The 12,617-nt window shown below is 43.1% G+C and carries 12 protein-coding genes; all 12 read right to left on the bottom strand.

Annotated features, from left to right (window positions below):
• Nucleotides 1–223 precede the first annotated feature (223 nt).
• Nucleotides 224–574, bottom strand: coding sequence for a cupin domain-containing protein (locus tag ACVA53_RS15510; RefSeq protein ID WP_446505580.1), 351 nt, complete (start codon nucleotides 572–574; stop codon nucleotides 224–226).
• A gap of 103 nt (nucleotides 575–677) precedes the next feature.
• Nucleotides 678–1,868: a thiolase family protein gene (locus ACVA53_RS15505; protein ID WP_446505579.1), complete on the bottom strand. Its 1,191-nt coding sequence runs from the start codon at nucleotides 1,866–1,868 to the stop codon at nucleotides 678–680.
• Between the two features lie 10 nt (nucleotides 1,869–1,878).
• Nucleotides 1,879–2,649: an SDR family NAD(P)-dependent oxidoreductase gene (locus ACVA53_RS15500; RefSeq protein ID WP_446505578.1), complete on the bottom strand. Its 771-nt coding sequence runs from the start codon at nucleotides 2,647–2,649 to the stop codon at nucleotides 1,879–1,881.
• Between the two features lie 68 nt (nucleotides 2,650–2,717).
• Nucleotides 2,718–3,608: a phosphate acyltransferase gene (locus tag ACVA53_RS15495; protein WP_446505577.1), complete on the bottom strand. Its 891-nt coding sequence runs from the start codon at nucleotides 3,606–3,608 to the stop codon at nucleotides 2,718–2,720.
• A 4-nt stretch (nucleotides 3,609–3,612) separates the two neighbouring features.
• On the bottom strand, nucleotides 3,613–4,770 hold the full coding sequence (locus ACVA53_RS15490) for a thiolase family protein (RefSeq protein ID WP_446505576.1): 1,158 nt from the start codon (nucleotides 4,768–4,770) through the stop codon (nucleotides 3,613–3,615).
• A gap of 93 nt (nucleotides 4,771–4,863) precedes the next feature.
• Complete coding sequence (locus tag ACVA53_RS15485) at nucleotides 4,864–5,832, bottom strand: 3-hydroxyacyl-CoA dehydrogenase family protein (RefSeq protein ID WP_446505575.1); 969 nt, start codon at nucleotides 5,830–5,832, stop codon at nucleotides 4,864–4,866.
• Nucleotides 5,833–5,842: 10 nt separating this feature from the next.
• A complete protein-coding gene (gene buk, locus ACVA53_RS15480) occupies nucleotides 5,843–6,976 on the bottom strand; it encodes a butyrate kinase (protein ID WP_446505574.1) in 1,134 nt (377 codons plus the stop codon).
• A gap of 210 nt (nucleotides 6,977–7,186) precedes the next feature.
• Nucleotides 7,187–8,419 (bottom strand): M24 family metallopeptidase, encoded by a 1,233-nt coding sequence (locus tag ACVA53_RS15475; protein ID WP_446505573.1) that lies wholly within the window; start codon nucleotides 8,417–8,419, stop codon nucleotides 7,187–7,189.
• A gap of 125 nt (nucleotides 8,420–8,544) precedes the next feature.
• Complete coding sequence (locus ACVA53_RS15470; RefSeq protein WP_446505572.1) at nucleotides 8,545–9,420, bottom strand: enoyl-CoA hydratase/isomerase family protein; 876 nt, start codon at nucleotides 9,418–9,420, stop codon at nucleotides 8,545–8,547.
• A 72-nt stretch (nucleotides 9,421–9,492) separates the two neighbouring features.
• Nucleotides 9,493–10,269: an SDR family NAD(P)-dependent oxidoreductase gene (locus ACVA53_RS15465; RefSeq protein ID WP_446505571.1), complete on the bottom strand. Its 777-nt coding sequence runs from the start codon at nucleotides 10,267–10,269 to the stop codon at nucleotides 9,493–9,495.
• 102 nt (nucleotides 10,270–10,371) lie between these two features.
• Nucleotides 10,372–11,325: a 3-hydroxyacyl-CoA dehydrogenase family protein gene (locus ACVA53_RS15460; protein ID WP_446505570.1), complete on the bottom strand. Its 954-nt coding sequence runs from the start codon at nucleotides 11,323–11,325 to the stop codon at nucleotides 10,372–10,374.
• A gap of 11 nt (nucleotides 11,326–11,336) precedes the next feature.
• A complete protein-coding gene (locus ACVA53_RS15455) occupies nucleotides 11,337–12,176 on the bottom strand; it encodes a 3-keto-5-aminohexanoate cleavage protein (protein ID WP_446505569.1) in 840 nt (279 codons plus the stop codon).
• Nucleotides 12,177–12,617 lie beyond the last annotated feature (441 nt).

Here is a 12,617-nt window from a genome sequence, read left to right as displayed (position 1 = left end):
TGAGGCTATCCATAGCGATGTGACTGTCTGAAAGAGTAACCTCAATTAGATCATATTTTTACTTAGATTGGTATAACGCAGCTAACAGTGATTTCAACCAGCAAGATTGATCAAGTACTTATGGAGGTTGGTATAATTATGGAGGAGATGATTCAATTATAAAGAAAACCTGCGCAACTGAATAATATACAGTTGCGCAGGTTTATAAGAAAAATAAAGACGATTACGCCGATACGGTAACTAATACTTTTGCTTCAGTACCACCACTCACCCACATTTTTCGCTTGTCATTTGGTAAGAAAGAAATGGAGTCAAAAGCACTAGCTACAAATTGATCACCATCTTCATTCTCAACAGTAATTTCACCTTCGATAACAAAGTACGTTTTTTCAAACTGAGAACCTGGCATACCTTCACCAAACTGCCATTCAGCTCCCCCATCAGGTTCAAAGATTGACAACCCCTGCCAAAACTTAGTTAAACCTGAGTTTTCATCTTGAACCTTGGCACAGCTAACATTAAAGTGCCCCGGAGGTGAATAAGTACTAATATCATCCACTTTCACTAGTTTCATTTTATATTCTCCAGATATTAAAGGTGATTAATTTTATATAGGACAGTGCTAGTTAAAACATCCAAACACTATCGGTTTAAATAACGTAAACTGCCTATTTTAATTATTGTGTTTTGACAACCAATGCGAGCCCCATGCCGCCAGCAATACAAATACTGGCAACACCGTAGTTCGCGCCTCGTCTGTAGAGTTCATGCACCAACGTGGTGACAATTCTTGTACCTGAACACCCCAGAGGGTGCCCTAATGAGATCCCGCTGCCGTTAACATTGACCTTTTCTTCGTCGATATTAAGCGCTTTTACACAGGCCAGTGCTTGAGACGCGAACGCCTCGTTGATCTCAAATAAGTCGATGTCACCCTTGGTTAAACCCGCTTTCTCAAGTGCTTTTTCAGTCGCTTCTACGGGGCCAATTCCCATCACTCTTGGGTCGACGCCACTTGTAGCCATTGATACAATCGTCGCGAGCGGTTTATAGCCAAGCTCAAGTGCTTTTTCTTTACTCATAATGAGCGTAAGTGCTGCGCCATCATTACGGCCAGATGCATTCCCAGCAGTCACGGTACCATCTTCAGCAAAGACTGGTTTTAGTTTACTTAGCTTCTCGACACTCGAGAGGCGTGGGAATTCATCAGTATCAAACACGAGGTCATCACCGCGACGCTGCGGAACATTAACCGGTACGATCTCTTGGTTGAAGTATCCATTTTCGATAGCATTTGCCGCATTCACCTGACTACGGTGAGCAAAGCGATCTTGCTCTTCTCGAGAGATCGAATACTCCTTAGCGAGATTTTCTGCTGTCGTTCCCATATTAAAGGTACCGAAACGCTCTGCAGGTTGAGATCTCGGCTGGCTCTCAGTGTTTGAGTCGATAAGCCTCGCATCCCCCATACCATAGCCAAATCTCGCCCCTGTGAGGTAGTAGACTGAATTTGACATACTTTCTGTGCCACCAGCAAGCACGACGTCTGCCATACCGGTCATAATTGATTGCACACCATTGATAATGGTTTGCATACCCGAACCACACTGCCTCGTCAGGGTATAACCCGGTACTGAGATCGGAAAGTTGGCTTTAAGCAGTGCCGAACGAGCAATATTAGGTGCATCAGCACTTATTTTGGTCTGACCAATGATCACTTCATCAACTAGACTTGGGTCTAGATCATTCTTCTCAACCACGCTTGCTAGAAGGTGAGTAATGAGTTGTTCTGCATCGAGATCTTTTAGCGTTCCGCCGACTTTACCTACAGGCGTTCTGATCGCATCTACTATTACGACTTCTTTCATCTTTCGGTCCTTAGCCTATCGCCGTTAGTCCGCCATCCGGATAAATGATATTCCCCGTCACGAAACCGCTCGCCTCAGAAGCGAGAAATAGTGCAGGCCCAACACAATCTTCCGGTACTGCCATTCGTTGCATCGGTGCTTTATTCTTCAGCTCTTCTCTTTTCTCGTCCGATAAAGATTGCAACCACTCTTCCATCATCGGGGTAATAGTCAGGTTTGGCCCAATTCCATTAACGGTAATATTATATTTCCCATATTCCGATGCTAACTGTTTAGTTAACATATCTACCGCGCCTTTCGTTGCACAATAACCAGCATTACCAGCGGGTTTTGTTGCTATTTTTCCTCGAACAGAAGTAATATTAATTATCTTACCGTATTTATTATCAATCATATGCTTGCCAATATGCTTACAAGAAAGCATAAAACTATTCACATTGACATCGAACATTTTTGAAAACTCATCCAATGGAAACTCTTCAGCATTATACTTTTTATTAAATCCTTGAGAGTTAACCAATATATCTATCTTTCCTAGCAGTTCAATACTATTTTTTGTTAGAGCAATCATGCTCTCTTCATTCCCTGCATCAACAGTTAAATAACGCACTTTATTTTCCACTGATACATTAATATCTTCACATGCGTCAATCAGAGCTGATTCATTTCTGCTGGCAATAATGACATTTGCCCCGGCTAAGGCCAACCCTTTTGAAATGGCTTTGCCAATTCCTCCAGCTCCACCAATAACTACGGCACTCTTTCCGTTTAAATTAAACATAGATATTCCTTATTCTGTCTTTTAATACTGCGATTTAATGTCTCGTCACTCATTATTCTTGTTAAGGTTCAAGATAATTGACAAACAGCAAGCAAAATACATAACACCTTAGTATCCACCGTTGCTGATCGTGAGCAGACAATAGCCGGAACCTGAGTACCTAATATCATGACACCAGCTGGCTCGTTCGTAATATGTGCCATCATCTTGGCGGTCATATTGGCTGATGACAGGTTTGGAAATACCAGTAAGTCGGTATCACCTGCCACCTCACTTTGATAGCCTTTAATCTCTGCCGCTTCTTTGGACAGCGCTAAATCTAATGAGATGGGCCCCTCAACCACACAGTCCTTGATCACACCATTGGCATTGAGTTTCTTTAACTCATCTGCATCCAACGTTTCTGGCATCTTTGACGATATGTTTTCAGCGGGTGCAAGAACCGCTACTTTAGGATTTGCAATTCCCATCGTATTTAATGCTGTCACTGCATTATTGATGATCGCTTTTTTCTGCTCAAACGTTGGATGTGGACAGATCCCAGTATCGGTAAATGCAACGAGCTTATGATAATTAGGCACCTCTCTAAACGAGAGCATTGAGACCTGATTGCCTCGGCCTAGTTTCATTACTTTGCGCATGAAAGTACTGGTTTGGATAAGCCCTTTCATTATGCATTCAGCATCCCCGCTTTGAATCAGATCGGTCCCAAGCTGTAGCGCTTTTTCGTCATCGTCTTCATCGTAAATCGTTACTGAAGGCTCTAGATATCGATCTTGGTAATATTTGACGATCACATCCTTATTGCCAATTAAGATTGGTTGAATTAACCCCAAAGTCTCTGCTTCAACAACAGCATCTAAGGTGTGTTCATCATCCGCTCTCACGATCACGCAGCGCTTACTTTGTTTCCTTTTAAGAACGGAGTGCTTTAATTCTTTAAAACTCTTAAAAGCCATGGCTCTACTCCATTAATTCCAGAATACCGGCAGCACCCATACCGCCACCAATACACATAGTAATCAATGCATGCTTACCATTATTAGCTTTAAGATAGTCTAATGCTTTACACATCAAGAATACCCCCGTCGCCCCCATTGGGTGCCCTAAGGCCATCGCACCGCCGTATGGGTTTACCTTGCTCTCATCTAACTCTAACTCATCAATACAAGGGATAGTCATTGCGGCAAAGGCTTCGTTTAATTCAATCACATCCATATCAGAGACAGTAAAACCAGTCTTATTCATCGCTTTAGGTACGGCATAGATCGCACCTAACCCCATGACTTTAGGATCGCAACCCGCTACCTGATATGAAAGCAATTTTGCGATAGGTTTGATGCCCAACTCTTTCGCTTTTTCTGCACTCATGACAATAGCAAATGAAGCACCATCGCTGGTTTGTGATGAGTTCGCAGCTGTCACGCTTCCGTCTTCAACAAAGCAAGGTTTAAGCGTGGCTAGCTTCTCTAAATTCGTTCCTTCACGGATCCCTTCATCCACGCTAACTATGCGGGTTTCCCCAGTTTCATCAGTTAACTTAACAGGTATAATAGAAGGTGCTAGCAGTCCCGATTTTTGCGCAGCTGCCGCTTTTGCATGACTTTGCACTGCCATCGCATCCATTCTTTCTCTGGAGACACCGTAATGCTTAACAACATTTTCGGCCGTCATCCCCATTGACATATACGCACCTGGCTCTGCACTGTTTAGCGTTTCACAGCTATCGTTATCGCCACGTGTCAGTTGCATCGACATCTGCTCTACACCACCGGCAATCATAATATCTTGCTGGCCATTTTCGATCGCATTTACACACAAAGAGACCGCTTCTAAACTAGAGCAACAAAAACGATTAATTGTTTGACCACAGACTTCGTAGGGAAAACCAGCTCGAAGAGCTAATAGCCTCGCGACATTCTTATTTAATTTATTTTCTGGAATCGCGCAGCCAATAACAATATCGTCTATATCTTTTTTCTCAAGCTGCGGCACTTTATCCATCACGCCATTAATAACCTGCGCCATGTAGTCCAAGGGATGAACGTTAGCAAAACTCCCCTTTCTTGCTCTGCAAACTGCAGAGCGTCCATAAGCCACAATCACTGCTTCGCGTTTCATAAAAAATCCTTTATTACTTCTATAATCATCCGAATAAGCAGACAAAAAAAGGGGGACTGCCCATCAAGAGCTGAGCAGCCTATAGTTCTGTTATTACAGTTTGTTATGGAGCTTCAATAGTTCGATCAACATCTTGTCACGATATTGAATCAATGACTCTTTATCATTACCGATCTCAGGATCACGGTTTGCCATCTCTTCATCCACCCCTGCCTGCGCTTTATCTGCAAGATCTTCTGGGTACTTAATCCAGTTTGCCATGTCATCAAGATAGCTTGATCGATCTGAACCTTTAACGATGATCTTGTCGTACATCGCCTTCACCCCGCCGGTGAAACCCAACTCCATATTGAGCATATGCCCCATAATCGCCCAGCGAATACCAGGCCCAAAAGTCATGGCTTTATCTACATCTTCAACCGTGCAGACACCACGCTCTAACATCTCGACAATCTCTCGACCTATAACAACTTGCAGCCGATTTGCAATGTAGCCCTTAATCTCTTTTTTCAGAACAACAGGCTCTTTTTTGATACGCTTAAAGAAAGCTCTGACATGCTCAGTAACAGCTTCCGAGCCTTCATTACCTACGATCTCTATCAATGGAATAAGGTGCACAGGGTTATATGGGTGCGCACAAATAACACGAGTTGGATGTTTTGAGAACGAAGCCAATTTACTCACTAATAGCGCCGATGAACTGGTAGCGATAATGACATTCTCATCGCAATACTGATCGATGGTCTCGATAATGTCCTTTTTAACTTCATAGCTTTCTGGGGCCGACTCTTGAATATACTGCACACCATCTAAAGCAACAGGCAGATTCGTTTCATAAGAGATCAATGACATTGCTGCATCGGCCTCTTGACGAGAGATCGCGCCTGATGCAATTAAATTATCAAAGCTGTCTTCAATTCTGCCTTTTGCTCTATCTAGGCTAGTCGTTTTTGAATTGAACATTACGACTTCAACATCGTTCATTGCAAAATTAACAGCACAACCACAGCCAATTAGACCAACGCCATAACAACATATCTTTCTTATTTCTGGATAATTCATATTGACCCCTTTAATATTGTGAACTCGTTTCACCGCGACCATATTTTTCTTTCACATCATTGAGTGAGTGACAATCTTCTGGTAACCATCGGTAAAACTTAATATCTTCTTCGCCATTTAAAACTCTAAGGCCACCATCGGCTAACGCTTGCATTTCTCGCTCACCGGGAACAATTTCTACTGGTGCTAAGAATTTAACCCTATCGATAATCCAATCCGTCAGCATGTCTGAATGGGCAAGTCCCCCAGTCAGAATGATGCGATCTATCTTGCCGCTATTAACAACACTCATCTCGCCAATAGCTTTTGAGATCTGATAGCTCATGTACCAATAGATTTTTTTAGCGAACTCATCACCTTGTGCGATTTTTTTCTCGACTTCACGGCCATCATTGACACCAAGATAAGCAACCAAGCCTCCCTTACCTCTGATCATCGATTTGATTTCTTGCTTGGTATGATCACCGCTAAAACACAAATCTAAGAGCTTATGGCTTGGCAGCCTACCTGAGCGCTCTGGCGACATTGGCCCCTGATCATCTTCAACGGTGTCTGCCATCACACCATTGCAATGAAATGAGAACGTGATCCCACCGCCGAGATGAGCCACAAGCATGTTGCTGGTTTCATAGGTTTTTCCGATCTTCTCAGCGATCTCTCTGGCAACAGCCTTAGAGTTCAGGCAGTGATCAGAAGCCCAGCGTTTTACCTTTGGCAGCCCGGTATAGAAAAGCATCTCTTCTGCATCACTTGCCGAAGGCGAGTCATAAAAAATCACTGGGATCCCGTAAGGCTTGGCTAACTCAGTACCGATAAAAGACGCCATGCTTGAGGCGTGTTGAGTTCGTGGGGCGTTCTCCAACATCACTAACACATGCTCATCGACTGCATAAGGACCACTCTGAACACCGTTCATCGAGCCGCCTCGACAGACGATCATATCCAGCTCACTGACCTCAATACGGTTTGCTGCGATGAAATCATTAATACTTTTTACTCGCGAAGGTAATTGATCTAGCATCAGATCACTTTTTTTTGCTTCCGCATCAATAAATATTTCTTCACGCCTTACTTCTTTATCATCTTCAAAAAAAGCAAGTTTGGTCGAAGTAGAACCTGGGTTAATGGTAAGTAACTTTTTCAATGGTTCATCCCTTGCAATCATTATTATTAATTATCTTTGCTCAGCTCAGCATTTTATTTGCTCAGCTCAACAATTTGTTGACAACTTCATTTACACACTTAATTATTAATTTTATGTAGAAGCGCCAATAACACTTATCATTGCCGCTTCCACGTGGTTAAATTATAGGGAGTGAGTTGTCCCTATATTTCAGCAAGCTTTTGTCTATTATTACCCCCAGCACTGATACAATTTATCGACAGGGAATTTATTAATAACTTCAAATCCATCTTCGGTAACAACAACCTGCTCTTCTAAACGAACACCACCCCATTTACCACCTTTTGGTCCGTAATAGGTTTCAATCGCCATAACCATACCAACTTCAAGTTCAGTTTCATCTGGCAGGTACCAAGGCCAGAACATCTCTGGCGCTTCATGCAAGCTCAAGCCCAATCCATGTCCTAATGCAAAGCCGCGGCAGTGTTGCCAATCATCATAGCCCCAAAATTGTGGTGATTTCGGCCACGGTTTAATCAGATCTGCTGTCGTATTACCCGGTTTAACCTGCTCAATTGCGTCATACATCATGTCATAAGCAATCTGGTAACCATTTTCTTGTTCTTTGGTTGGCTTACCACAACTGAATGTTCTGTACACACACGTCTTATAGCCATTAAAAGATGAACCATTGATATCAACCACGACCAAATCACCCGGTCCAATGATCCTGTCAGTAAAATCAACAAACAGTGGGTTGGTACGAGGGCCTGACGAACAAACAAACTCTTGAGCTTCATCACACCCAAGGGAGTAGAGTCTATTCATTCCTACACCAACCAAGTCACACTCACGTACGCCAGGGCGAATTGCATCGGCTATATCGGCAAAGGCTGCATCAGCATTTCGTGCAGCCATCTTCATGCAAGCGATCTCATCTTGGTTTTTGATCGCACGAGCGTTGTACATGGTATGAGTGCCATTTCTCACTTCTGTAATGCCGTTCTCCATCAAGAACGCCTTAAACAGTGTTTCATTAACACAGCCGTCAAGCGCAACTACTGGGTTTCTCAGCTGGTTTTCATCTAAGACCTTGCTGATCGCATCTTTATAGCGACCGAGTGCATGTGTCGTTTGGGCAAATTTAATACTACCCAAGTTGCTCCACACTTTACCTTTCATCCATGGCATCTGTTCTTGCAATGCAAATGGTGAAAAGCTCGCTAATACATATGCATACGGGTCACCTTCTGCTGGGATAATCACGCTAGATGCGAGCATGTAACGATTAGGTACGGTGACATAAGCCCCCGTGGTATAACGAATAGTGTACGGGTCCCAAGAAATAAGAAGCTCAATGCCATCCTTTTTCATCTGTTCTTGAGTACGCTGTAGTCGGTACTTTCTCATTCTGTCGTAATCGATACCGACGTAGCGATCACTAGCCATAGTTCCGAAAGGCATGATTTATTCCTCGATATTTCGTCAAGTTAAAAGCAGGGACTCTGCTTTTAACTTGAATATTTCTTAGATTATCTCGGCGCAATAAGTTGATTTATTGCATATCAAGACAGCAATTTACGTGCGAATTAGTCGATAGGATCGGCGACCTTCTTATCACTCAATGGACGCTCACCCGCGAAGTCTTTTGACAGCTCGTCAAAGTTATGGCGAGTCGTTAGCAACTGAACGGCATACATCTCTGCCAACACGTTCACACGCTCATCGTCTTGCAGTGCACGCTTCCAACGGCGAATTGAAATTTCATGGGTCAGGCGACGTACCGCTCGGTCAGATTTCATGATGTGATTGGCGATCTCATAAGCGCGATCGATCAACTTATCGTGCTCAACAATCTCGTTGATCAACCCCCAGTCTTGCGCGGTTTTCGCATCAATCTTAGGCTCCATGTACATCATGTATGACGCTCGCTTCTGTCCGGCACAGACTCGGAAAGCGAAGTTCATACCATCACCAGGAACCATGCTGTGAGAGAAGTGAGCATCTGAGAAGTAGAAGTCAGGATCACAGATGGTAATGTCCGACATCAGAGCAAACTCGTAATGCTGACCGTGTCCATTGATTGCTGCGATAGTCGGAATTTCAATATCGTTAATGAAGTTCTCAACGAAATTCATGGTATCACTGACGTTACAATTGTATTTCCACGCCGTGTCATCAGATTCCTCGACCTCATCAAATGATGCCGGGTCACTTTCATATACCATCCAATACGGGTCTTGGCAGGTCAGGATCAATACTTCATTATCAGGATCATGACCAATAGCAGTCCAAAGCTCACCATAGGCATTTTGAGACTGGTAACTCCAGACAACCGGTCCGCCCTTCCAATGAAGGCACGCGAGCAGGATACCGTCTTCGGTTCTTTCAAGGTGGGCAAAATCCTTAAAGCGTTCTTTATACTCTTCAAACGACTCTTTTCTAACATAAGGCTGTAGGGCCATAATTAATTCCTTTTCTAAATTGATTATTAATTCGTTTTTATAGAAAACATTACCTAATAACTGACGTGGAATTTATTGCAGCGTCATCAACGCACCGTCGGGATATATGGTTTGCCCTGAAACAAAAGAGGCCGCTTCTGATGCAAAAAATACCGCGACTCCAGCACAATCTTCAGGCGTTGCAATTCGCCCCATAGGTACACGCGCTGCGGTTCCTGTTTTAAGTTCTGGGTTTTGTTTGAATATTGACTTCATCATCTCTGTTTCAGTCATGATTGGACCAATCGCATTAACGGTAATATTGTGCTGCCCCCAACCTGCTGCAAGTGTTAATGTCAAAGCGTCAACCGCGCCTTTGGTTGCGCCGTAACACGCACTAATATCTGAAGGCTTAGTACGGACTGCACCAATAGAACTCACATTGATGATTCGACCACCGCCGTTTTCCATCATGTTCTTGCCAAAGTATTTTGAGGTCAGCATGATACTCTTAACATTGGCGTCGAACATATTGTCCCATTCATCCATTGGGTGTTCGAAAGCTGGGAATTTTTTATTTAACCCTTGAGAGTTAACTAAAATATCAATTTTCCCCATCTTGGTGATGAACTCATCTGACATTTTTCTAACCGACTCTTCATCTGATGCATCGGAGACGAAAATATCGACATCTTTACCCGTTGCTTCTTTTATTCGTTGTGCTGTGACTTCAAGCTTTTCTAAGTTTCGGCTGCTAATTCCTATTTTGGCTCCGTGATTAGCAAGACCAATTGCAATTGCTGCGCCGATATCACCGCTACCGCCTACAATTAATGCGGTTTTACCTTCCAGTGTAAATAAGTTCTTCATTCTATCCCCTCTAAATAATTATTATTTAAGAGCATCACATTAATTACGTTAATATAATGTTCAGTCAATATATATGTGCATGTTAACGTCATAATAAACATGCTAAATTTTTTCTTTGACTACATCTTTAGTGAGATCAAAAATCTTAAACAGAAGCTCATCACGCCTTTTTGATACTTCGACTGGACTTCTCCCCTCATAATCGAAAAAGCCTTTACCCGTTTTAACACCAAGTTCCCCTTTATCAACATGGTCAAACAGTGCCTTGGGCCTTTCCGACGTATCAGGCATTTGATAACTGCCATTAATTATATTTCTAGCGCTAATATCCAAGCCGGTGAAATCATAGCGTTGCACTAAACCGAGCAGTAAACCTCTTGGCATCAGACTCGCTTTTACCGCCATATCCAACTGTTCTGGCGAGCAGATCTCATTATCTAGCAGATAAAAGACCTCGGTATTAAGTAAAATTTGTAGGCGGTTGATAATATAGCCGGGTACAAATTTCTCGAGCCTAACCGGTGTCTTTCCGCTCTTTTCAAGAACTTCGCTAACAAGATTCATCGTTTGCTCGGAAGTCCTTTCTCCCTTACACACCTCAACCAGCGGCAAGATATGGGGCGGTGCAAACCAGTGAGCAGCAGCGAAGTTAGCCAATCGCCGTTCAGGCATCAATTCAAACGGGTTCAGAGCTGAAGTATTCGAAACAATAATCACCCCTTCAGGTAATTTTGCGTCCAATTGTTCAAATAACCCTTTTTTTATCTCCGCATTCTCTACGATGGTCTCTTGGATGTAATCAGCACCTGCTAACGCTTCATCAAGGTCAATGGTATAGCTGATATTCGCCAGCATCGCCTGTGATTCGGCCCTGGTTATCTTGTCTTGCTCAACGAAAAAATCTAAACCGGCTTCAACAGTCTGCTTAGCTCTGTCGAGCATCGCAGTATCAAGGTAGTTATATAAGCTAACTTTGTAGCCCCCCATGGCGTAGCTCAATGCGATGCCAGGGCCCATGGTGCCTGCGCCAAGAACGGCGATTTTGTTTATATTCATATCAAAGGCCGCTATTTCTTAGTTAAACCAAGAATTTCCCGCGCTTCTGCTGCTGTTGCAATATCACGTTTCGCAGCGATACCTAACTGAACAGCATCTTCTACCAACTCAACATTCGTTGCTAAAACACCTTTCTCAATGAAGATATTGTCTTCCAGGCCAACACGGATACCATCACAATCAGCAGCAAGGCCAGCTAGCATCATAGGACGTGCACTTCTACCAATACCTGTTACAGACCAAGTCGACCCCTGAGGGATCTTAGGCAGCAAATAAGAAAGCGATTCAATATTCGCGGGCATACCACCCGGTACACCTAGAACGAACTGACAGTGAAGCGGCGCTTTTAAGAAACCGTTTTTGAGGTAATAGTGAGTATTCCCAACCATTCCAGCATCGAATATTTCAATTTCTGGCTTAACACCCGTTTTAATACACTCTTCACCCAATTTCTCTAGGAATGCGGGTTTATTCTCAAAGACGTATTTATTCGCCCAGTTCATTGTGCCAGGGTCAAAAGAACACATTTCTGGTTGAAGTGCAGCAAGGTGAGCCATTCGTGTATCATCGGGGAAACTACTACCAGAGGTCGTAATATTGATGATGACGTCTAAATCTTCAGCTTCAAGTTTAGCTCGGATCAATGAGACTATCTCTGCGAATTTCTCTGTGTCCATTGTGTTCTTCGCATTATCATCACGAGCATGCAGATGAACAATGGAAGCACCAGCTTTTACACACGCAATAGCATCATCAGCAATCTCTTGTGGAGTAATGGGCACATGAGGTGTTTGCTCTTTTGAAGTACCAACACCAGTCAGTGCTACACATACCATTAATTTTTTTCTCATTTAATTCACCGTTTTTTTAACCATGACAATTTCCCTTTTTTACTTTCTCAGCAATACTGCCGTGATAACGGACACTCAGAGAATCAGATCAGGGAATAAAGTCTTAAACCACTCAAAAGTAAAATCATGGTTATAATCATTCATCAGCATCGGTTTTTCGTTCGTACTATACGAGTCGGACTACTTAGGTCATTGTTCTGTGAACAACATCCCAACTCGGTTTTGAGGCGCTCCTCGCAGCATAAATGTTTTCTAAGTTGGTGATAAATGAGCATCACCATTAAAGAATTTATAGTCGGACAGAAAAGTTTTAAGGAGAGGAGAAGAACGTTCCAATCGTAGGAGTCGAACGTTTCAAATAAGGGAGTTAGGGGGAGTAATCTGAAATTGCAATAATCTCAGAGCAATAAGAGAGGCGACAGTTCTGTTGGTGTGGGCTGG

The organism is Photobacterium sp. DNB23_23_1, assembly GCF_052873815.1.
The sequence above is the reverse complement of the archived record's forward strand: the minus strand, read 5'-3'. Positions and strand labels throughout refer to the sequence as shown.